Source organism: Streptomyces sp. STAM6, from assembly GCF_054963715.1.
In genome coordinates this window covers 131,716-152,204 of record NZ_JBUEFZ010000003.1, presented here as the reverse complement: position 1 = coordinate 152,204, position 20,489 = coordinate 131,716, and the positions used below count along the sequence as shown (strand labels likewise).

18 protein-coding genes are annotated in these 20,489 nt (G+C 73.6%); 14 read left to right on the top strand and 4 right to left on the bottom strand.

What is annotated here, in order from left to right; all coding sequences use genetic code 11:
- Positions 1–36 precede the first annotated feature (36 nt).
- The gene (locus ACY34K_RS05490) at positions 37–945 is read right to left on the bottom strand and encodes a DUF2867 domain-containing protein (RefSeq protein WP_462744283.1); all 909 of its coding nucleotides are present in this window, start codon (positions 943–945) and stop codon (positions 37–39) included.
- A gap of 51 nt (positions 946–996) precedes the next feature.
- Between ACY34K_RS05490 and ACY34K_RS05485 the strand changes: the two genes are divergently transcribed.
- Entirely contained in the window at positions 997–1,566 is a 570-nt protein-coding gene (locus tag ACY34K_RS05485) for a TetR/AcrR family transcriptional regulator (RefSeq protein ID WP_462744281.1), read from the top strand.
- 486 nt (positions 1,567–2,052) lie between these two features.
- Here ACY34K_RS05485 and ku read toward each other — a convergent pair whose 3' ends face one another.
- A complete protein-coding gene (ku, locus tag ACY34K_RS05480; RefSeq protein ID WP_462744279.1) occupies positions 2,053–3,117 on the bottom strand; it encodes a non-homologous end joining protein Ku in 1,065 nt (354 codons plus the stop codon).
- Positions 3,118–3,158: 41 nt separating this feature from the next.
- Here ku and ligD point away from each other — a divergent pair, with 41 nt between their 5' ends.
- The 9 genes from ligD (at position 3,159) to ACY34K_RS05435 (ending at position 13,383) form a co-directional block, all read left to right on the top strand.
- Positions 3,159–4,043, top strand: coding sequence for a non-homologous end-joining DNA ligase (gene ligD / locus ACY34K_RS05475; RefSeq protein ID WP_462744277.1), 885 nt, complete (start codon positions 3,159–3,161; stop codon positions 4,041–4,043).
- A 7-nt stretch (positions 4,044–4,050) separates the two neighbouring features.
- Entirely contained in the window at positions 4,051–4,941 is an 891-nt protein-coding gene (locus ACY34K_RS05470; protein ID WP_462744275.1) for an ATP-dependent DNA ligase, read from the top strand.
- A gap of 234 nt (positions 4,942–5,175) precedes the next feature.
- Positions 5,176–7,413: a PBS lyase gene (locus tag ACY34K_RS05465; RefSeq protein WP_462744273.1), complete on the top strand. Its 2,238-nt coding sequence runs from the start codon at positions 5,176–5,178 to the stop codon at positions 7,411–7,413.
- On the top strand, positions 7,410–7,658 hold the full coding sequence (locus tag ACY34K_RS05460; protein ID WP_462744271.1) for a zinc-ribbon domain-containing protein: 249 nt from the start codon (positions 7,410–7,412) through the stop codon (positions 7,656–7,658). The genes ACY34K_RS05465 and ACY34K_RS05460 overlap by 4 nt, the downstream gene beginning before the upstream one ends.
- Before the next feature lie 178 nt (positions 7,659–7,836).
- Positions 7,837–8,598, top strand: a complete 762-nt coding sequence (locus tag ACY34K_RS05455; protein ID WP_462744269.1) for a hypothetical protein — start codon at positions 7,837–7,839, stop codon at positions 8,596–8,598.
- The gene (locus tag ACY34K_RS05450) at positions 8,580–9,938 is read left to right on the top strand and encodes an ATP-binding protein (protein ID WP_462744267.1); all 1,359 of its coding nucleotides are present in this window, start codon (positions 8,580–8,582) and stop codon (positions 9,936–9,938) included. The genes ACY34K_RS05455 and ACY34K_RS05450 overlap by 19 nt, the downstream gene beginning before the upstream one ends.
- 41 nt (positions 9,939–9,979) lie before the next feature.
- Complete coding sequence (locus tag ACY34K_RS05445; protein WP_462744265.1) at positions 9,980–11,359, top strand: FtsW/RodA/SpoVE family cell cycle protein; 1,380 nt, start codon at positions 9,980–9,982, stop codon at positions 11,357–11,359.
- A gap of 77 nt (positions 11,360–11,436) precedes the next feature.
- Positions 11,437–12,861: a penicillin-binding transpeptidase domain-containing protein gene (locus ACY34K_RS05440; protein ID WP_462744780.1), complete on the top strand. Its 1,425-nt coding sequence runs from the start codon at positions 11,437–11,439 to the stop codon at positions 12,859–12,861.
- A gap of 69 nt (positions 12,862–12,930) precedes the next feature.
- The gene (locus tag ACY34K_RS05435; RefSeq protein ID WP_462744263.1) at positions 12,931–13,383 is read left to right on the top strand and encodes a DUF3291 domain-containing protein; all 453 of its coding nucleotides are present in this window, start codon (positions 12,931–12,933) and stop codon (positions 13,381–13,383) included.
- Positions 13,384–13,386: 3 nt separating this feature from the next.
- Here the strand turns inward: ACY34K_RS05435 and ACY34K_RS05430 are convergent, their stop codons facing one another.
- Positions 13,387–14,211, bottom strand: a complete 825-nt coding sequence (locus ACY34K_RS05430) for a hypothetical protein (protein WP_462744261.1) — start codon at positions 14,209–14,211, stop codon at positions 13,387–13,389.
- Between the two features lie 83 nt (positions 14,212–14,294).
- Complete coding sequence (locus tag ACY34K_RS05425) at positions 14,295–15,425, bottom strand: ferritin-like domain-containing protein (RefSeq protein WP_462744259.1); 1,131 nt, start codon at positions 15,423–15,425, stop codon at positions 14,295–14,297.
- A 172-nt stretch (positions 15,426–15,597) separates the two neighbouring features.
- Here ACY34K_RS05425 and ACY34K_RS05420 point away from each other — a divergent pair, with 172 nt between their 5' ends.
- From ACY34K_RS05420 to ACY34K_RS05405, 4 genes are all read left to right on the top strand, one after another.
- Positions 15,598–16,533, top strand: coding sequence for an AurF N-oxygenase family protein (locus ACY34K_RS05420; RefSeq protein WP_462744257.1), 936 nt, complete (start codon positions 15,598–15,600; stop codon positions 16,531–16,533).
- 281 nt (positions 16,534–16,814) lie between these two features.
- Positions 16,815–17,537, top strand: a complete 723-nt coding sequence (locus tag ACY34K_RS05415) for a TetR/AcrR family transcriptional regulator (RefSeq protein ID WP_462744255.1) — start codon at positions 16,815–16,817, stop codon at positions 17,535–17,537.
- 10 nt (positions 17,538–17,547) lie between these two features.
- Entirely contained in the window at positions 17,548–17,844 is a 297-nt protein-coding gene (locus tag ACY34K_RS05410) for a hypothetical protein (protein ID WP_462744253.1), read from the top strand.
- An 86-nt stretch (positions 17,845–17,930) separates the two neighbouring features.
- Positions 17,931–20,369 (top strand): outer membrane protein assembly factor BamB family protein, encoded by a 2,439-nt coding sequence (locus ACY34K_RS05405; RefSeq protein ID WP_462744778.1) that lies wholly within the window; start codon positions 17,931–17,933, stop codon positions 20,367–20,369.
- The last annotated feature ends 120 nt before the right edge of the window (positions 20,370–20,489 follow it).

Sequence of the window (20,489 nt, the reverse complement as noted above, 5' to 3'; positions counted from 1 at the left end):
GTACTCCTCCTTCTGACGAAGCCGGTTACAGGCAGCCTACTTGTCCGGTGCAGGCATCTTCCGGGCGCGTCCGTGGTGGCGGTCCCCCGCCGTCGGCGCGGCGAGGGCGATACGGCGGTGGGCGCGGCGCAGCATGAGCCGGGCGAGGAACGGGTGTCCGCGGCGGGCGGCGGCGAAGTAGAGCCAGCCACGGGTGTGGTGGATCCGCACCACAGTGGTGAGGGTGACGTGGTCGTCGCCGAGGAGCACGGAGGCGCGGAAGTCCAGGTGCCCGGCGTCCTTGCCGAGGAGAAGCTCGCTCTCGCCCACGGCCACGACGGGGAAGGGCAGGACACCGCGCCAGGCGAGCGGGTCGCGGGGCATGCCGGGAGTGAGGGGAAGCCGCCAGGCATCGGTGAAGTCCGTGCGGTCGAAGGCGTGCCGGGCGAGCCGGGCGGCCTCGGGGGGTTCGGCGGCGACGGGCCACGCGTAGCCGAGGCGGTGCAGCAGCCGCACCCACGGGGTGCGAGTGACGGGGCGGGCGGCCGTGCCGGTGACGGCACGCTCCGCGTTGTCGAACAGCTCCTCGACGGTCGTGTCGTGGAGCGAGCGGACGCCGAGCGTCCACAGAAGGGTTTCGGCCATTGTCTGCCGCTGCTCGAGGACGTGCGTGAGGCGGCAGCGCCGGTCGCCGAGTGGCTCGACGGTGAGCCGGTGGTGGCCGTTCGCCGGGGCCGTGAAGCCGAAGGTGAGGGAGCGGCCGGGGGTGTACGCCGTGACGCTGTAGCGGACGGGCCCGTGCCCGCCGTCGGCGCCCGCACCGAGCGGCCGGTCGAACCGCATGGGCGCCCAGGCGGGAGCGGGGAAGAGCGGGTCGTGGTCGCTGGCCAGCAGGTCGAGGAGAGCGCCCACCTCGTGGGCGGGTGCGTCGACGACGCGTTCGTGGACGTTCCGTACCCTGCGCATTCCACACCTCCGTACGGGAGCGTATGTTCCACCGTACGGTACCGTACGGCCATGGAGCGCGAACGACCGGCCCGCAGAAGACTGACCGCCTCGGACTGGGCCGACGCGGCGCTCGCTGCCATCGGCGAGGGCGGCCTCGCGGCCGTCGCGGTGGAACCCCTCGCCACCCGCCTGGGCACGACGAAAGGCAGCTTCTACTGGCACTTCGCCAACCGGGACGCCCTCGTGGAGGCGGCGCTCACACGGTGGGAGGAGGTCGGCACGGAGGCGATCATCACCGCCATGGAGAGCGAGCCGGACCCGGAACGCCGACTGCGCATGCTGTTCCGGGAGGCCATCGCGGCGGCGGCGGAGGACCCCTTGGAGGTCTCGCTGCTGGCCACCGCCGCCCACCCCCAGGTCGCCGCGGTCCTGCGGCGCGTGACGGAGCGCCGGGTCGGCTATGTGGCCCACCTCTTCGAGGAGCTGGGCTTCCCCCCGGACGAGGCCGCCGACCGCGGTCTGCTGGCCTACACCACCTACCTGGGCCACACCCAGCTCACCCATGCGGTCCCCACGGCCCTCCCCGCGAACCCGGCCTACCTCGACTCGGTCCTGACGACCCTGCTCCACCGCCCCTGACCCCCGCCGGACACCGGGGCGCCGCCCCCGAAGCACCCCCGGGCGTCGCGCCGACGCGCTGCCCGGACGAACACATGGCGCCCAACGCCGGGCAGCCCCGGCCCATGACCCCGCCGCGGCGTCGGACCGGAACCGCCCGGGCAACGCCGCCCGCCGCACGACACCGGCACCGACCGGGGCCGGGCGCTCAACGCGACCGCGGAGACGCCCGCGGCGTACCCGGTCGCGACGGGACTCCGGGGGCTCGCCCGCTCACACGACACCAGGCCCCCGGCGCACCACGACCACGGGTGTTGACGGCACTTCGCGCCGTCAACACCCCGTGCCGCGGCGGGGCACCGGGCGCACCCCCAGCTCGCGACACCGCGCGAGGGGTCCGCACACAACGCCCACTGGTGGGGACCACGCACTTCGCGCGGGCAGTGCCCCGCGGCCGTGCCGGGGCGCCGGGGGCCGCCCGGCCGCGTCGGGGGGCCGTAACCCGGGTCAGGCCGAGCGCTTGCGCGGGGGCGTCGCCTTCTTCGTCGTTTTCTTCGCCGCCGCCTTCTTCGCCGTCGTCTTCTTCGCCGTCGCCTTCTCCGCCTGCTTCCCGCCCGACGCCGTCTTCGACGTGGACTTGCGGGCCGGTGCGGCCGCCTTCTTCGCGGCGGTCTTCGCCGTGGACTTCTTCCCGCCCGCCTCCTTGGGGGCGGCCGGGGCGCTGCGGCGGGAAGCCGCCGCCTTCTTGCGGGTCTTCGGGAGTTCGGTGACCGACGCCTCCGGCTCGCCCTCTCCGCGCGCCTCCCTGGCCGCGCGGACACTGCTCTCCAGCGCCGCCATCAGGTCGATGACCTGGCCTTGGGGCCGCTCCTCCGCGGGCGCCGGCACCTCCAGCGCGCCTTCCGCCTTGGCCGCGATCAGCTCCTCCACCGCGGCCCGGTAGTCGTCGTGCAGCGACTCGATGTCCACTTCGCCGAGGGTGTCCATCAGGGCGTCGGCGAGGTCGAGTTCGGCCTCGCGGACCGTCACGGACGTGTCCGGGGCGACCCCCTCGGGGGTGCGGATCTCGTCCGGCCACAGCAGCCCGTGCATCGCGATGACGTCGTCGACGACCCGCAGCATCCCGAGCCGCTCCCGCCCGCGCAGGGCGAACTTCGCGATGGCCACCCGCTCGCTCCGCTTGAGCGCCTCCCGCAGCAGCGTGTAGGGCTTGGCCGCCGGCACGCCGTTGGCGGCCAGGTAGTACGCGGCGTCCATCTGGAGCGGATCGATCTCCGACGCGGGCACGAACGCCACGATCTCGATCGTCTTCGCGGTGGGCAGCGGCAGCGCGGCGAGGTCCTCGTCGGTGATCGGGATCATCGTCCCGTCGGCCTCTTCGTACGCCTTGCCGATCTCCGGGGCCGACAGCTCCTCGCCGTCCAGCTCGCACACCTTGCGGTAGCGGACACGGCCGCCGTCCTCGACGTGGATCTGCCGGAAGGAGATCGACTTGTTCTCGGTCGCGTTCACCAGCTTGATAGGGATGCTGACCAACCCAAAAGAAATCGCACCGTTCCATATGGATCGCACGTTTCATCCCTTTCGTCCCGAAATCGTGGGATTCTCATCGTATGACGCCGATCACGGAGGTGGAGGGGCGGCGCCTGCCGCTCAGCAACCTGGAGAAGGTCATCTATCCCGCCACCGGGACGACCAAGGGCGAGATCCTGCACTACTACGCCGTGGCCGCCGAGGCCTTCCTCCCCCACCTCCACCACCGTCCGCTGTCCTTCCTGCGCTATCCGGACGGCCCGGACGGACAGCTGTTCTTCACCAAGAACCCGCCACCGGGCACCCCCACCTGGGTGACGACCGTCTCCGTCCCCCGTACGGAGGACAAGGACGCCCACCAGGTGATGGTCGAGAGCCTCGCCTCGCTGATGTGGGCCGCGAACCTGGTCGTGGAGTTCCACACCCCGCAGTGGCGCTCCGACTCCCCGGCCGTCGCCGACCGCCTGGTCCTGGATCTCGACCCGGGCCCGCCGGCCACCGTCGTGGAGTGCTGCCGGGCCGCCCTGTGGCTGCGCGAGCGCCTCGCGGCCGACGGGCTGCGCTCGTACGCGAAGACGTCCGGCTCCAAGGGGCTGCACCTGTACGCCGCGCTGGAGCCCACCCCGTCCCGGGCCGTCTCGGCCTACGCCAAGGCCCTCGCCGTGGAGGCGGAGGCGGAGCTGCCCGCGCTGGTCGTACACCGGATGACCAAGGCCCTGCGCCCGGGCAAGGTGTTCGTCGACCACAGCCAGAACGCCGCCGCCAAGACCACCGCGGCGCCCTACACGCTGCGCGCCCGCCGGACGCCGGCCGTCTCCACCCCCGTGACGTGGGAGGAGGTCGAGGCCTGCCGCCACCCCGGCCGGCTGGTGTTCCTGATGGCGGACATCCCCCCGCGCCTCCAGCGCTACGGGGACCTCCTCGCGCCGCTGGCCGACCCCGGGCACGCGGGCCGGCTGCCATGAGGCCGCCATGCCCCTGAGACCGCCCCTCAAGGTGGCGCTCGCCGAGACGGTGGGCACCCTGCCGCGCGAGCCGGGGCTGGCGTACGAGCCGAAGTTCGACGGCCACCGCATGCTGGTGTTCCGGCAGGCCCAGGGGGTGGTGCTGCAGGCGCGCTCCGGGCGGATCGTCACCGCCGCGTTCCCGGACCTGTCCGAGGCGGCGGAGAACCTGCCGGACGGCACCGTCCTGGACGGCGAGGTGGTCGTCTGGTCCGGCGGCCGGACCGACTTCGCCGCGGTCCAGGGACGGGCGGCGGCCACCCCGGGGCGGGCGCCCGGCCTGGCGCGGCGGCTGCCCGCCTCGTACGCCGCGTTCGACCTCCTCGCGGCGGGCGGTACCGATCTGCGCCCGCGGCGCTACGACACGCGGCGCGAGCGCCTGGTCGAACTGCTCGCGGACCTGGGCCCACCGATTCAGGCCGTTCCCATGACGACCGATCCGGACCTGGCCACCACCTGGTACGAGACGCTCACCGCGAACGGCATCGAGGGCCTGGTGATCAAGCGGCTGGACCAGCCGTACAGGGCGGGCACGCGCGCGTGGCGCAAGCTTCGGCACACCGACACCCGGGACGCCGCGGTGGTCGGCTTCACCGGCGCGCAGGCGCGGCCCGCCGCGCTGGTCCTGGTCCTGCCGGACGACGACACCCCGGTCGTCTCCAGCCCGCTTCCTCCCGCGCTGCGGGCCCGCGCGGGTCTGGCCCTCGGCGCGCTGACCCCGGGACCGGCAGGCACGGCGACGGCGATCGGCCTGGGCGAGGTCGCCTATCGCTCCGTGCCGCCCGAGCTGACCGCGGAGGTCGCCACCGGCACCACGCGCCACACGGTGACGACGGTGCTGCGGCTGAAGGAGGGCTGAGAGGGACGCGGGGCTCCGGCCATGGCGCGGCGGGGCCGGGCGGCGTTGTGGCGCCGTTCCGGCGGGGCACGGCGGGGCCCGGCCGGGAGCTTCCCAGGCCCCTTTCAGGGGTCGCCGAAAGGTGCCGTCCCGGGCCGCCCGGGAGCACGATGCGTGTCCGATTGCCGGGTCATCCTTCTCGGGGGTGTGGTGCACTATTGCCCCCAAGTGCAGTGTTGACGGGGAGGGATGGGCATGTTCACGGGGATCGACGAGGTCGACTGGGCCTCGCTGGGTCATGCCTACGGTCCGGCAGACGACGTGCCCGCCCTGCTGCGCGGCCTCGCCTCCCCGGACCCGACGGAACGCGAGATCGCCCTCGACGGGATGTACGGCGCGGTGCACCACCAGGGCGATGTGTACGACTCGACACTGGCGTGCATCCCCTTCCTGCTGGAGCTGGTGGCCCGCCCCGACGTGCAGGACCGCGGCTGCATCGTCGAGCTGCTGACCAGCATCGGCGGCATCGACCTGGGCGGCGACGACGAGCTGGAACTCGACCCGGAGGACGAGGGGTTCGAGGACGCGGCGAACTACGCGATGGCCGCGGCGGCCGTCGCCGCCGGGGCCGACGTCTTCGTCGGTCTGGTCCGGGACGACGACCCCGAGGTCCGGCTCGCCGCGCCGGGCGCGCTCGCCTCGCTGCACGGCGACCCCGCACGCGTCCTGGTGCTGCTGCGGGAGCGGCTGACCGTCGAGAGGGAACCGGAGGTGCGGCTCGCGCTGATCGAGGCGGTCGGCCGGATCGCCCTGCGGTACGAGTCGCTGCGCGACGAGATCGCGGAGTGGCTCGGCTGGCTGACGGGCGCCGCGCAGGACCCGGCGCTGCGGCTGGCGGCGCTCGCGCAGCTGGCCCGGTGCGCTCCCGCCCGGCTGCCCGCGGACGTGGTGGCGACGGTGACGGGGCTGCTGGCCCAGCTGCGGGAGCCGCGGTCCGCGCGCCGTACGGCGGACCTGCCCGGCCGGGGGGACACGCCGGGGGCGCTGTTCGCGGCCGGTCCACGCGATCCCGCCGACCTGTGCGGACCGGCCGACCTGTGCGGACCGGCCGACCTGCGTGAGCCCGCGGATCTCGGCGAGCCCGCCGAGGCGCTCGACCGGGCCGAGCCGCGGCCCACCGCGCCGACGCTGGTGGGACAGTTGCGGGAGCTGCGCGAGGAGCAGCGGGCCGGCCGCGGCACGGCCTGGGCGGACGATCTGCTGCGCACCCTGCACGGCGCCCTGGACGACCGGGTGGACGACCGGATCGCGCTGATCACCGCCCAGCTGCGCAGCCCCGACTGGGACCAGCGGGCGGACGCCGTCTGGATGTGCGGCGGCCTCGTCCGCACCTGGCGCGGCGGGTACGAGGAGGTGGTGCGGCTGGTCGGCGAGCAGCTGGACGACCCCGAGCCCCGGCTGCGCGAGGCGGCCGCGGTCCGGCTGGAGGACCTTTTCGGGCTCGCCCGGCCCGCCGCCGACGCCCTGGCGGCGAGGGTCGCGGCCGATCCGGCTCCCTGGGCCCCCGAACGGCCCGGGCTGCGGCCCGGTTCGGGCAGCACGCTTCTCGCCCTCACCCGGGCGGGTGACGCTCGGGCGGTTCCGGCGCTGGCCCGGGCGCTGCGGGAGCCCGAGGTGGACACCAAGCTGCTGTACGCGGTGACGGAGCTGGCGGAGGGTGCCGCCCCGCTCGCCCCGCTGCTGCGCCGCAGACTGGCCGAACTGCCGCTGGACGACGACCTGGGCGAGCAGGCCGCCCCGCTGCTGCTGGGCCTCGCGCATCTGAGGGCCGTCGAAGCGCTGCCGGAGGTGCTGCGGGCGCTGCGCGGGGCGCCCGTGTTCCGCCGTGAGTGGGTGATCGAGTCGGCGTTGCGGGCGCTGACCGCGTTCGGGCCCGAGGCCGCGGAGGCGGTGGGCGACCTGCGGGCACTGATGCGGGACGCCTCGGCCGGGACGGTGACGGCCGCGGCGCGTGCCCTGTGGGCGGTCGAGGGCGACGCCGGGGCGGTTCTGCCGACGCTGCGGTCGCTGCTGCTGTCGAGGGACGTCCACCACCGGCGCGAGGCGGCCTGGGCGGTCGGCGCGATGGGCCGGGCGGGTCTGCCCGCGGTGCCGGAGCTGCTCGCCGGGCTGGCCGGCCACGACCTGTGGCTGCGGGTGGACACGGCGACCGCGCTGTGCCGGGTGACCGGGGACGGACGCGAGGCGCTGCCGGTTCTGATGGCAGCCTGGAGGGAGAACCGGTACACCCGGGTGGAGATCGCCGAGTGCCTCGCGGAGCTGGGACCGGGGGCCGCGGCGGATGCCGCCCCGCTGCTCCGGGCCGAGCTGGCCCGGTCGCGTCGGCACAACGTGTGCGAGGGCAGCGCCGGGGACCACGACATCCACCACGACGAGAAGCTGCTCACCCTGTGCCGACGGGCACTGGGCCTGGCCGGGGAGGCGACCGGATGATCATCTTCGGCACCAAGGCGTACCTGTACCAGCTGGCGATGCTGACGCTGGTCTGCGGGCGGTGCGGCAATCCGGCCGCGCACTCCCTGCGCAAGAAGGTCACCAAGTTCACGCTGTTCTTCGTGCCGCTGTTCCCGGTCTCGGCGAAGTACGCGACGCAGTGCACGTTCTGCGGGGCGGAGGAACGGATCTCGCGGGAGCAGGCCGAACGGCTGCTGAGCCGCGACGGGCGGGTCCACAGCTGAGTCGGGAGTCCGGTCCGCGGCGTTTTCCGCGGCCGTTCCGCGGCCGGTTCCGCGGCCGTGCCGGGCGGTGCGCCCGCGGATCCGGTCGGCACGCAAACGGGACTTCCCTGCGAATAAGGTGGGCGGGACGACCTCCCGCCCGGTGACCCCGCCCGGTGGCCCGACCCACAGGAGCACAGTGAGCCCGCACCGCACCGCCGCGTACGCCGCGGCTCTGCTGCTGCCCCTGGCCGCGCTCGCCGCGCTGCTCACGGGCTGCGGCAACGCGGGTGAGCTGCAGAGCGCGGGGCCCACTCCGACAGCCGTCGGCCCGGTCCGTCTCTGGCCCGATCTGCCGCCGATCACCGCGCCGCCGATCGACTACGGCGAGAGCGACACCGAGCGGGTCCCCGGGATCAAGGCGCCGGGCGGGGACGTGTACCGGGTCGACCCGGTGGCCGTCGTGCAGGCCGAGGTGGCCGCCAACCCCGACCAGTACAGCGGCGGCGACGGCCTTGACGACGAAACGGTTCGGCGGATCGGGGAGTGCCGTCGGAAGCCGAAGGCGTGCCCCGTGCTGCGGCCCTACTACCGGGATCTGACCGGGGACGGCCGGGACGAGCTGATCGTCGGCATCCGGATGAGCGACGCGAACGTGGGCGTGCGCTGCTACCTGCCCGAAGGGGGCGGGCTGACCCGCATCATGTCGACCGTCGACCAGATCGTGAGCGTGGAGATGGCGGGCCGGGACCTGATCCTCCGCGTGGTCTCCGCGGGCATCCCGGGCTATGAGTACCGGACCGCCTGGTCGTGGGACGACCAGCAGCGGACCATGCTGCCCAAGCGCGACGAGATCATCCGGGTGAAGCCCGTGCCGCCGACGCCGAGGACCCCGGCCCCGCGGCCGCCGGGCCCCACACCGACGCCCCCGACCGCCTCGCCGTGGGCGGGCACCCGGTGACCGGCACGGGGACGAAGGGCCCGCGCCGCCCGCGCCGCCCCCGGGTGCCGGCCTGGGCCGCCACCCTGACGTGGAAGGCCGCGGTCTTCATCACCCTGATGTGCTGTGCGCTGGCCGCGCTGCTGGGCGTCCTGGTGCATGTGTCGGTCACCCGGCAGACCGTGGACACGGCGCGCGAGAAGGCGCTGGACCGGCTGGAGGAGGTGACCCGGGCCTACGAGGCGGGCGAGCCGCTGCCGCCGTTCGCGGGTGTCGACCCGCCGGGGCTGCCGTCGTCGCTGCGCGATCTCGCCGCCGGGGGCAGCCGCGGCACGCTGGTCTCCAGCTACCGCGACCGGCCGACGATGTGGGCGGCGGGGCCGGCCGACGGACGGGCGCTCGCGGTGCGCGTGGACTACTCGCTGAGCGCGAACACGATCTCCGGCCTGGACCAGGCGATCCTCGGTTCCTCGGTGCTGGCGATCGGGGCGACGCTGCTGGTCGGCGCCTTCGCGGTCACCCGGGTCACGCGCCGGCTGCATCTGACGGCCCAGGTGGCCCGGCGGATCAGCGCCGGCGACCTCGACGCGCGCGTGAACGACCCGCGGACGAAGGACCCTTCGCGGCCGGAGGACGAGGTGGCAACGGTTTCCGGGGCACTGGACACCATGGCGTCCTCGCTGCAGAGCAAGCTGCTGAGCGAGCAGCGGTTCACCGCGGACGTGGCCCATGAACTGCGTACGCCGCTGACCGGGCTGTCGGCGGCGGCCGAGCTGCTGCCACCGGGCCGCCCCGCGGAGATGGTGCGGGACCGGGTGAAGGCGATGCGCGCGCTGACCGAGGACCTGCTGGAGATCTCCCGGCTGGACGCCCGTACCGAGACGGTCGATCTCGATGTGCACGAGCTGGGGCCGCTGGCCGAGCGGGTGGTGCGGGCGTCGGCGACGGACACCGAGGTGCGGATCGTCCGGAACGTCCGGGTCGAGACGGACAAGCGACGCCTGGAGCGGGTGCTGGGCAATCTGGTGGGCAACGCGCACAAGCACGGCCGGGCACCGGTGACCGTGACCGTGGACGGACCGCGGCTGACGGTCCGGGACCACGGGCCGGGCTATCCGGACTACCTGCTGGAGCACGGGCCGCAGCGGTTCCGCACGGAGAGCGGCAGCAAGGGCCACGGCCTCGGGCTGACGATCGCGGCGGGGCAGGCGGCGGCCATCGGCGCGGAGCTGGTCTTCGTGAACGCGACGGACGGCGGGGCGGAGGCGCGGCTGACTCTGCCCGAGTACGTGGACTTCACCGGACCGTCCGAGGAGCACGATGCGGGCGCCGGGCCGGACGAACCACGCGGCACACTATGACATAGGGGACATATGCCCCCCTGCTTGCTACGTTGCGGTCCATGACCGCAACGCCGGCCGACGCCCCGCCGACCGGGCTGCGCCTCCACAAGCGCCGCGGCGTGGAACTGTCCCTGCTCGTCTGCGCCGTCCTCATCTCGGTGTACGGCTACGTCGGTGTCGGTCTCGCCCGCGGCGGCGCCGTCCCGCCGGACGCCGCCGGCTACGGCGCCGGACTCGGCCTGCTGGCCCTGCTCGCCCACCTCGCGGTCCGGCTGCGCGCGCCCTACGCCGACCCGCTGCTGCTCCCCATCGCGGTACTGCTCAACGGCCTCGGCCTGGTCCTCATCTACCGCCTGGACCTGGAGACCCCGGCCGACCGGGCGGCCCCCACGCAGCTGGTCTGGTCGACGCTCGGGGTCGCGCTGTTCATCGCCGTGGTCACCGCGCTGCGGGACCACCGGCTGCTGCAGCGGTACGCGTACGTGTCGGTCGCCGCGGCCCTGCTCCTGCTGCTGGTGCCGATCTTCTTCCCCGCCGTGAACGGGGCGAAGATCTGGATCCGGATCGGCGGACTCTCCTTCCAGCCGGGCGAGTTCGCCAAGATCCTGCTGGCGCTGTTCTTCGCCGCCTACCTCGCGGCCAACCGCAACGCGCTGGCCCACACCGGTCGCCGGGTGTGGGGGATGCAGTTCCCCACCGGACGCGTACTCGGCCCGATCGTCGCGATCTGGCTGCTCAGCGTGATCGTACTGATCCTGGAACGGGACCTCGGCACCTCGCTGCTGTTCTTCGGCCTCTTCGTGATCATGTTGTACGTGGCCACCGGCCGGACCGGCTGGATCGCCGTGGGCATCCTGCTTGCCGCGGTCGGCGCCGTGGTGGTCGGCCACCTCGAACCGCACGTCAACGGCCGCGTCCAGGACTGGCTCGACCCGTTCGCCTCCATCGACGCGGGCCGGGGGCCGGGCCAGCTCGCCCAGTCGCTGTTCGCCTTCGCGGCCGGCGGCATGCTCGGCGCGGGACTGGGACTCGGCCACTCCACCCTGATCGGCTTCGCCGCCAAGTCCGACTTCATCCTCGCCACCGCCGGGGAGGAGCTCGGCCTGGTGGGCCTGACCGGCATCTTCCTGCTGTACGCGCTGCTGGTGGCGCGCGGCTACCGCACCGGGCTCGCGCTGCGCGACCCCTTCGGGCGGCTGCTCGCGACCGGGCTGGCCGCCATCCTCGCGCTCCAGGTCTTCGTCATCGCGGGCGGCGTGATGGGGCTGATCCCGCTGACGGGCATGGCCATGCCCTTCCTCGCGCAGGGCGGTTCGTCGGTCGTCACCAACTGGATCATCGTGGCCCTGCTCATCCGGGTCAGCGACTCGGCCCGTGCCCCGGAGCCCGACAGCTACGAGCCCGGTGTGATCGCCCCTGTCACCGAGGACGCCCGGTGATCATCCCCCCGGGACTCGACTTCGCCCGCCCGGGAGGCGCCCCCAGCATCCGCCGCGCCGCCGCGCTCTGCCTGCTGATGCTGGTCGCCCTGCTCGCCAACGCGGCCCGGGTCCAGGTCCTCCAGGCCGACAGACTCGACGGCAACCCGGCCAACCGGCGTACGGTGCTGTCCCGTTACGCCGAGCCGCGCGGCGACATCATCGTCGGTGGCAGACCGGTCACCGGCTCCAAGGACACCCACCAGCAACTGCGCTACGAGCGCACCTACACCGACGGCCCGCTCTACGCGCCGGTCACCGGCTACGCCTCGCAGACCTACGGCACGACCCTGCTGGAGAACACGGAGGACCACGTGCTGTCCGGCACGGACCCGCTGCTCGCGCCGTTCCCCTTCTGGCACGACATCAGCCGGGGCCGGCAGCCCGGCGGCCGGGTCGTCACCACCATCAAGGAGTCCTTGCAGCGGGCGGCGTACGACGGCCTGGACGGACGGCGCGGGGCGGTCGCCGCCCTCGAACCGTCCAGCGGCCGCATCCTCGCGCTGGTCACGAGCCCCTCGTACGAGCCGGGACAGCTCTCCGGCACCGGCGCCGGGGTCGCCGACGCGTGGGCGCGGCTCAACGGCACCCCGAGCAGGCCGATGCTCAACCGGGCGATCCGCCAGACCTACCCGCCCGGCTCCACCTTCAAGATCGTGACGGCGGCCGCCGCGCTGGACGCGGGAGTGGTGAGCGACGTCGACGCGGCGAGCGGTACGCCCGACCCGTTCCTGCTGCCGGGCACCCGCACCGTGCTGCCGAACGAGGCGACCGGCTGCGACAACGCCTCGCTCGCGTACGCCATCCGCTGGTCGTGCAACACGGTGATGGCCGACCTGGGTGTGAGGGTGGGGGCGGCCGGGATGTTCGACGCGGTGGCGCGGTTCGGCTTCAACGACACCACGCTGCGCGTCCCGGCAAGGGTCTCGAAGTCCAACTTCGACCAAGACATGACGGTGGATCGGCTGGCGCTGTCCGTGATCGGCCAGTACAACACGACGGCGACGCCGCTGCAGATGGCCATGGTCGCCGCGGCCGTCGCCAACGGCGGGGACATCGCCCACCCGCACCTCGTCGACCGGACCACCTCGAAGAGCGGCCGCGTGGTGGCGCAGCACGTACGCCGCACCTACCAGCAGGCGATGAAGCCGTCGACCGCGGTGCTGCTGCAGCGGCTGATGGTCGACGTGGTGGAGCGGGGCTCGGGCCGCAACGCGACGATCGAGGGGGCCCGGGTCGGCGGCAAGACCGGCACGGCCCAGCACGGCGTCGGCAACATGGGCACGCCCTATGCCTGGTTCATCGGCTGGGCGCAGGCCGTGGACGAGGGGATGCCGGCGGTGGCGGTGGCGGTCGTCGTCGAGGACGCCTCGGCGAACCGCGAGGACGTCAGCGGTGGCGGCAGCGCCGCGCCGATCGCGCGCGCCGTGATGGAGGCGGCCCTGCGGGAGCGGGAGCCGTAACCGGCGCCGTCGTCTCGGCACACGGGACGGGCCTGGGCTCCGCAACAAGATCATGCCTATGGTGCGGCCATGTCCTACGAACTCGCCCAGGCGAACATCGCCCACCTCAAATTCCCGCTGGACTCCGCCGAATTGAAGGACTTCGTCGACGCCCTCGACCCGGTGAACGCCGTGGCCGACGCCGCGGACGGGTTCGTGTGGCGGCTGCAGAGCGACAGCGGCAACGCCACCGACGTGCCGGTCCTCGGGGACCGCCGGCTGATCATCAACATGTCGGTGTGGCGCGACACCGACGCCCTGACCGCCTTCATGTACCAGGGGCGGCACCGGGAGCTGCTGCAGCGCAGATTCGAGTGGTTCGAGCGGGTGCGCGAGGCGATGACGGTGCTGTGGTGGGTGGAGACGGGGCACCGCCCGACGGTGGAGGAGGCCGAGAAGCGCCTCCTCCACCTGCGCGAGCAGGGCCCGACGCCGCACGCGTTCACGCTCCGGACGAGCTTCCCGCCGGGCGCGGCGGGCTGAGGCTCAGCCGAGCGGCTCGCGCATCTCCTCGCGTACCTGGAGGGTCACTTCGGCGGCCTTGGCCAGGTCGATGTCGGCGGGCTTCCGGCCCGTCGACGCGGCGTCGACCAGGGCGACTCCGGCCGCCGTGTTGTCGTCGCCCCAGGCGCACATGGGGAAGGTGACGTTGTTCTTGGTGTTGGTGAGCACCTCGCACTCCACCTTCACCTCGGAGCCGGCCGGGGTGGCGTCCTTCGGCGGGATCTCCACCTTCGCGTCGTCCGCGGTGCCCGCGCCCCGCAGGACACCGCGGCGCTCGGCGTCGGGGTCCTTCAGCTGCCCGTAGAGCCCGGAGACGACCAGCGCCTTGGGCCCGCCCTCCGCCTCGGCGGACAGGTACTGCGCGACGGCGGCGCCACCGGTGCGGACATCGCTGCTGTAGGTGTCCTCCAGCAGCTTCTTGCCCTCGGTGCCGGACATGTCCTGGGCGAGCTTGTACTCGCCCTTGACCAGGGTCTCCGGGACGGAGAGCTTGTGCTCGGCGGCCGGGAACGGCTTGCCGGCGCCGGAGGCGTCGAACAGCGCCTTCGCGCCGAAGCCGAGGCCGCCGAGCAGCACGAGCGAACCGGCGACGATGCCGATGACCAGCCCGGTGCGCTTCTTCCGCGGCGGCGGGCCCGCGGGCGGGAAGCCCATGGCCGGTCCGCCCGGTTGCGGCTGCCCGTACGAGCCCGGGTAGTGCTGCGGCTGCGGGAACGCGGGCTGCGGGTACCCGGGCTGCGGCTGCGGCGGGCCGTAAGGACCGGGCTGGGGGCCCGGGGGCTGCTGGGGCGGAGGCGGCATGGTCATGTCCAAAGGCTATGTCACGCGCGTGAGGTCGCTCCGGGCGCGTCCCCAGCACGGCTCACGCCTCCTCGGTCACCGCTCGCCGCTCACGCCTCCCCGGCGCCCGCCGTGATGGCACCCTCGACCTCCCTCACCCGCTCGGCCTCCTCGGCGGCGAAGCGCTCCCGGTCGAGCTGCTCGGCGATCTCCTCGTCCTGGGTCATCAGCAGATCGAGGTTGGAGTCGCCGAGCTCGAAGACGCCCATGTCGACATACGCCTTCTGCAGTCGCTCGCCCCACAGGCCGATGTCCTTCACGCACGGCACGATCCGGCTGAACAGCAGCTTGCGGAACAGCCGCAGGAACTCGGAGCGCTCGGAGAGCTCGTCGGCCTCTCGCCTCCCTATCCCGAAGTTTTCCAGGACCTCCACGCCGCGCAGCCGGTCGCGCATGAGGTAGCAGCCCTCGATGACGAACTCCTCGCGCTCGCGCAGTTCCGCGTCGGTCAGCTGCTTGTAGTAGTCGCGCAGGGCCATCCGGCCGAAGGCCACATGACGGGCCTCGTCCTGCATGACGTAGGCCAGTATCTGCTTGGGCAGCGGCTTGTCCGTGGTGTCGCGGATCATGCCGAAGGCGGCGAGCGCCAGTCCTTCGATGAGGACCTGCATGCCGAGGTAGGGCATGTCCCAGCGGGAGTCCCGCAGGGTGTCGCCCAACAGGCCCTGCAGGTTGTCGTTGATCGGGTAGAGCATCCCGATCTTCTCGTGCAGGAACCGGCCGTAGATCTCGGCGTGGCGCGCCTCGTCCATCGTCTGCGTGGCGGAGTAGAACTTGGCGTCCATGTCGGGCACGGACTCGACGATCCGGGCCGCGCAGATCATGGCGCCCTGCTCGCCGTGGAGGAACTGGCTGAACTGCCAGGACGCGTAGTGCCTGCGCAGCTCGCCCTTGTCCTTCTCGGTCATCTTCGACCAGTGGCGGGTGCCGTACAGGGTCAGCGCCTCGTCAGGGGTACCGAGGGCGTCGTACGGGTCGACCTCCAGGTCCCAGTCGATCCGGGTGGCGCCGTCCCACTGCTTGTCCTTGCCCTTCTGGTAGAGCGCGAGAAGGCGGTCCCGGCCGGAGCCATTCTTCTGGCCCGGGAACACGGCCTCCCAGCTGAAACGGGCCGCGCCCGTCGCCGGCACCTGCCAGATCGGATCTCCCGGGTCCTTGCTGTAGAACTCGTGCGTCGACACTGACGGCTCCTTCGCCTGACTGAGTCCCGCGTACGTTCGGCTGTTCGGCAGGCTCACACGTTGGTAGACGCCGGGTCAACAAGTCGCGCGCGGGGGATTGACGCCCCTTGCTGACAGGCAGTCTTATAAAGGATGACCCCCGGTAACTCAACTGCGGCGAGGTGCCTCAGACATGACGACCGTGACCGAACGCGACATCCGTCAGCTCCGCGACGCGCTCGGCCCGCTGCGGGACCGCGAACAGGTCGCCGAGCGCCTGCTCGAATCCTCCGCCAAGCACTCCTTCGACCCGGACAAGGAACTCGACTGGGACGCCCCGATGGAGGAGGGCAAGTGGTTCTGGCCGCCGGAGCTGGTATCCCTCTACGACACCCCGATGTGGCGGAAGATGTCCGAGGAACAGCGGATGGACCTGGCCCGGCACGAGGCCGCGTCCCTCGCCTCGCTCGGTATCTGGTTCGAGATCATCCTCATGCAACTGCTGGTCCGGCACATCTACGACAAGTCCGTCACCAGCAACCACGTTCGCTACGCCCTCACCGAAATAGCCGACGAATGCCGCCACTCCATGATGTTCGCCCGCATGATCCAGAAAGGTGAGGCCCCGGCGTACCCGGTACCGCGCGTGTACCACAACTTGGCCCGCGTCCTGAAGACCGTCTCCACCACCCCCGGCTCCTTCGCCGCGACCCTGCTCGGCGAGGAGATCCTGGACTGGATGCAGCGGCTGACCTTCCCCGACGAGCGCGTCCAGACCCTGGTGCGCGGCGTCACCCGCATCCACGTCGTCGAGGAGGCCCGACATGTGCGCTACGCCCGCGAGGAGTTGCGCCGCCAGATGGTGACGGCGCCGCGCTGGGAGCAGGAGTTCACCCGGATCAGCTGCGGCGAGGCCGCCCGTGTCTTCTCCGTCTGCTTCGTCAACCCGAAGGTGTACGAGAACGTCGGCCTGGACCGGCGCGAGGCGGTCGCCCAGGTGCGGGCGAGCGGCCACCGGCGCGAGGTCATGCAGTCCGGCGCCAAGCGGCTGACCGACTTCCTCGACGACATCGGAGTACTGCGGGGCCCGGGGCGCAGGCTCTGGAAGAGCTCCGGCCTGCTGGCCTAGGTGTAGTGCCCTGTGAGGTTGCGGACGCGAGGCGGAGGAGGAAGCCACCGCGATGGGGGCACCTCCCGTGCCCGAAGGACCACGGGGGACGACAGGGCGACCGACGACAACGCGGTAGCCGGGCGTGCCGGGGCGGCTCGCGAGCCCGGCACGATCCGGAGAAAGCGCTGGGCGAGAAGCACCGGCGGGGGGCGGGCGCCCGCCGCCCCGGGACGGTGCGGACGTTTTCTGGCGCGGGAAGCGCTGGTCCCCGTGCCGCCTCGCGGAGTTACGCTGCGGGCATGACGAGTGCCGCCACGCCCGCGTACCGACGGCTCAGCGTCGAGGAGCGCCGCACCCAGCTCCTCGGCGTCGCCCTCTCGCTCTTCGCGCACCGGCCGCCGGACGAGGTCTCCCTCGACGACGTCGCCGAGGCCGCGGGGGTCTCCCGGCCGCTCGTCTACCGGTACTTCGCCGGCGGGAAGCAGGAGTTGTACGAGGCGGCGCTGCGGTCGGCCGCCGACGAGCTGGAGCTGTGCTTCGCCGAGCCGGCCGCCGGCCCGCCGACCGAACGGCTCGCCCGGGTCCTCGACCGGTACCTCGCCTTCGTCGACGAGCACGACGCGGGGTTCAGCGCCCTGCTGCGCGGCGGCAGCGTCGCCGAGACCTCACGGACGACCGCGATCGTCGACGAGGTGCGGCGGGCCGCCGCCGAACAGATCCTGGTCCACCTGGGCGTCACCGCGCCGGGCCCCCGGCTGCGGATGATGGTGCGGACCTGGATCGCGGCGGTGGAGGCGGCCTCGCTGATCTGGCTGGACGAGGGGAAGCAGCCGGCCGCGCCCGCGCTGCGGGCCTGGCTGGTGGACCACTTGGTCGCCCTGCTGACGGCGACCGCCGCGACGGACGAGGAGACCGCCGGGGCCGTGGCGGGGCTGCTGGCGCTGGAAACGGCACAGGGTCCGGTCGGGACGCTGGCGCGCCGGGTGATCCCCGTCGTGAGCGAGGCCGCGCACCTGCTGTGAGACTGGTCCCGTGCGAAGCGAGAACACCCCCTTCTACGGCGGGCCCCTGGACGGCCAGGTCCTGCCCGTCCTGACCGGCCCGACCGGCCACCCGCCCAAGTGGTACGAGATCCCGGTCCCGGCCACCGAGGCGGGCCCGGCCACGGTCCACACCTACCGCCGCGTCCCGGCCGGGCACACCAAACGGCTGGGCATCCAGCGCGGCTGGAAGTACGAGTACGAGCCGGCGGGCCGTGAGCGGCTTACCCCCAAATGGCCCTGGTCCAAGCCCCACGGGGGAGGTCCGGCGGGGAGCGGCTCGGCATAGGATCACGGGCGACCGTGCCACCAGGGGGGAGCTTCCGCATGGAGTCGTCGCTTCAGCCGATCCAGCCGGCGCAGCCGCTTCAGCCGATCCAGCCACTGCGGGCCGGTGATCCGCGCCGGGTGGGGCCGTACACCGTGCTCGCCCGCTTCCGGGAGTCGGCGAGCGCGGTGCGCTACCTCGCCCACGGGCCCGACGGGGTGACCGTCGTCGTCGCCGTGCCGCCGCCCGAGCTGGCCGGACTGGCCGCGTTCCGGCGACGGTTCACCGCGGAGGTGCGGATGGCCGAGCGGCTGGCCGGGGGCTGGGTGCCGGAGCCGCTGGACGCGGCCACCGACGGACCCGAGCTGTGGGCGGCGACCGCTTACGTACCCGCCGTGACCCTCGGTGAGGCGGTCGCCCTCGCGGGCCCCCTGCCGCCCCAGGCGGTCCGGGTCCTGGGCGCGGGCCTCGCCGAGACCCTGTCCCGCGTGCACGCCACGGGCGCCGTGCTGCACGGTCTCGCGCCCGGCACGGTCCTGCTGGCCGCGGACGGGCCCCGGCTGAACGCGTTCGGCGCGCTCGGCGCCGCCGAGGCGGCCGGGGCCAGGCCGGGCGGCCGGCTGTCGGTACGGCTGGGCTGCCTCACCCCGGAGCAGGCCGCGGGCGACGAGCCGGGCCCGGCGGCCGACGTCTTCGTCCTGGGCCTGCTTCTGGCGTACGCCGCGACGGGCACTCCCCCGCTCCCCGACGCCGCCGACATCGCCCGGGCCGAGCCCGATCTGGCCGCCGTCCCCGAGGAACTGCGCCCGCTGATCGCCCAGTGTCTGGCCAAGCCGCCCGCCGACCGGCCCACCGCCGGCCGGGCCGCCGCCGGACTCGCCCTGGAGGGCGCGGCGAACCTGGCCCGCGACGGATGGCTCCCCGCCCCCCTGACCACCGCGATCAGCACCCAGGCGGCCCGGGCGCTGGCCCTGGAGGCACCGGCCGAACAGGCGGCCGCCGAACAGGCAGCGGCGGAGCCGCCGCACGAGGAGTCCGACGGGCGGACCGTGCGCTTCGGAAGGTCCGCGGAGCCGCGTGACCGGAGCACCACCGAGCTCGTGGTGGCCCCGTCCGCGCCGACCGCCGGCGGCCCCGCGCCCGCGCCCACCGCGCCCGCCGCCCTCCCGGCGGTCCGGCCGCCCGCCCCCGTGGTACCGGCACCCGCCGCCACCACCGTGCCGACGCGGGACACCGGGCCGTCGCGGCGCGCGCTGTTCACCGGGATCGCCGCCGGTGTCGCCGGGGCCGTCGTCGGGGGCGGCGGCGTGCTCGCGATCGCCTCGGGCGACGACGCGCCGCCGGCCGACGCCGAGCCCGCAGCCAGGCCCCGGCCCGCGGCGGTGCCCGGACTGGCACCCGGGCCGCGCTGGACGTACGAGAGCCCGGCCACCCGGCTCGGCTTCGTCAACGCCGCCGTATGGCACGGCCGCACGCTCGTCGTCACCACCGACGAGCACACCACCGCCGTGGACGTCGCGACCGGCCGGCGCCTGTGGCGGCGCGAGGAGTCGCCGTCCCTCGGCGCGGCCCTCCCCGCCGGGGACGACCTGCTGTTCGTCGCCGGGCCGACCGAGTTCCAGTGGCTCTCGCCCGAGGACGGCGTGGTCAGGCACCGGCTGCGGTTCAGGGACCGGTTCCCCTCCGCGCCCGGCCTGTTCGTGTCGGCCGTCGCCGGACGGTCCGGGAACGTCGTCTGGTTCACCGGCACGGTGAAGAACGGCGCGCCGCCGAAGGAGACCGTCCGTACCTTCCTGTTCGCCTTCGACGTCGTACGCCGCACAGAGCTGTGGCGGGTCCAGGTCCCCAACGGGCGCTCCCCCCACACCCCGGTGTACGAGGTGCTGGCGCTGCGGCCGGACGCCCTCGTGGTCCGCCAGGACCCGCGGTCGCTCACTCCGGCACAGACGAAGGCCGCCAAGAACCTGGCGATCTTCTACTCCCACGACCGGGTCACGGGAAAGCAGCAGTGGTTCCGCCCGTTCGGCTCGGTCCTGCCGGGCACCACGGTGTCGGGTGACGAGTCGGGGCGGCTCTTCGCCGCGGTCGGCGACGACCTGCACGCGTTCGACACCCGTACCCGCGGACCGCTGTGGCAGATGCACGGCGCGCCGGCCCTCGGCGGCACGGCACCGTTCGTCTTCGGGCGCGGCACGGTCCAGGACGGCACGCTGTACATCGCCAACGCCTACCAGACGGTGTACGCCGTGGACGCGGCGACCGGCCGGCCTCGCTGGCAGCGCGCGACGGAGGCGTCCGCCCGCGGGGCCGGCGAGGCCCCGGAGACCACCCTGGCCGCCGGTGGCCGCACGCTGCTCGCCGCCGACCGCTCGCAGGTGACCGCGTTCGCCGCGGCCGACGGACGACGGCTGTGGAAGTTCCAGAACGCCGGCGTCCAGGACCCGGGGAGCAAGGACACGACCGCGCCGTACACCGCCCTGGCGGCCGGCCCGGCGACCGCGGTCGTGTACCGCGAACGGACCTTCTACGCCCTGCCGCTGGAGTGACCCGCGTACCGCGGCCCGGACACCGGCACCGGCTGTCTCCGCAGGCGCGCGGGCGGGTCGTCGTGTTCCCCCTCCACGGGTGACCCGACTACTCCGATCCGACCACTCCTGCGTTAGTCG

Bases quoted from the DNA above. Each gene is read 5' to 3' on its own strand.
- ACY34K_RS05490 (WP_462744283.1), bottom strand. From the start codon at position 945: ATGCGCAGGGTACGGAACGTCCACGAACGCGTCGTCGACGCACCCGCC.
- ACY34K_RS05485 (WP_462744281.1), top strand. From the start codon at position 997: ATGGAGCGCGAACGACCGGCCCGCAGAAGACTGACCGCCTCGGACTGG.
- ligD (WP_462744277.1), top strand. From the start codon at position 3,159: ATGACGCCGATCACGGAGGTGGAGGGGCGGCGCCTGCCGCTCAGCAAC.
- ACY34K_RS05470 (WP_462744275.1), top strand. From the start codon at position 4,051: ATGCCCCTGAGACCGCCCCTCAAGGTGGCGCTCGCCGAGACGGTGGGC.
- ACY34K_RS05465 (WP_462744273.1), top strand. From the start codon at position 5,176: ATGTTCACGGGGATCGACGAGGTCGACTGGGCCTCGCTGGGTCATGCC.
- ACY34K_RS05460 (WP_462744271.1), top strand. From the start codon at position 7,410: ATGATCATCTTCGGCACCAAGGCGTACCTGTACCAGCTGGCGATGCTG.
- ACY34K_RS05445 (WP_462744265.1), top strand. From the start codon at position 9,980: ATGACCGCAACGCCGGCCGACGCCCCGCCGACCGGGCTGCGCCTCCAC.
- ACY34K_RS05440 (WP_462744780.1), top strand. From the start codon at position 11,437: ATGCTGGTCGCCCTGCTCGCCAACGCGGCCCGGGTCCAGGTCCTCCAG.
- ACY34K_RS05435 (WP_462744263.1), top strand. From the start codon at position 12,931: ATGTCCTACGAACTCGCCCAGGCGAACATCGCCCACCTCAAATTCCCG.
- ACY34K_RS05430 (WP_462744261.1), bottom strand. From the start codon at position 14,211: ATGACCATGCCGCCTCCGCCCCAGCAGCCCCCGGGCCCCCAGCCCGGT.
- ACY34K_RS05420 (WP_462744257.1), top strand. From the start codon at position 15,598: ATGACGACCGTGACCGAACGCGACATCCGTCAGCTCCGCGACGCGCTC.
- ACY34K_RS05415 (WP_462744255.1), top strand. From the start codon at position 16,815: ATGACGAGTGCCGCCACGCCCGCGTACCGACGGCTCAGCGTCGAGGAG.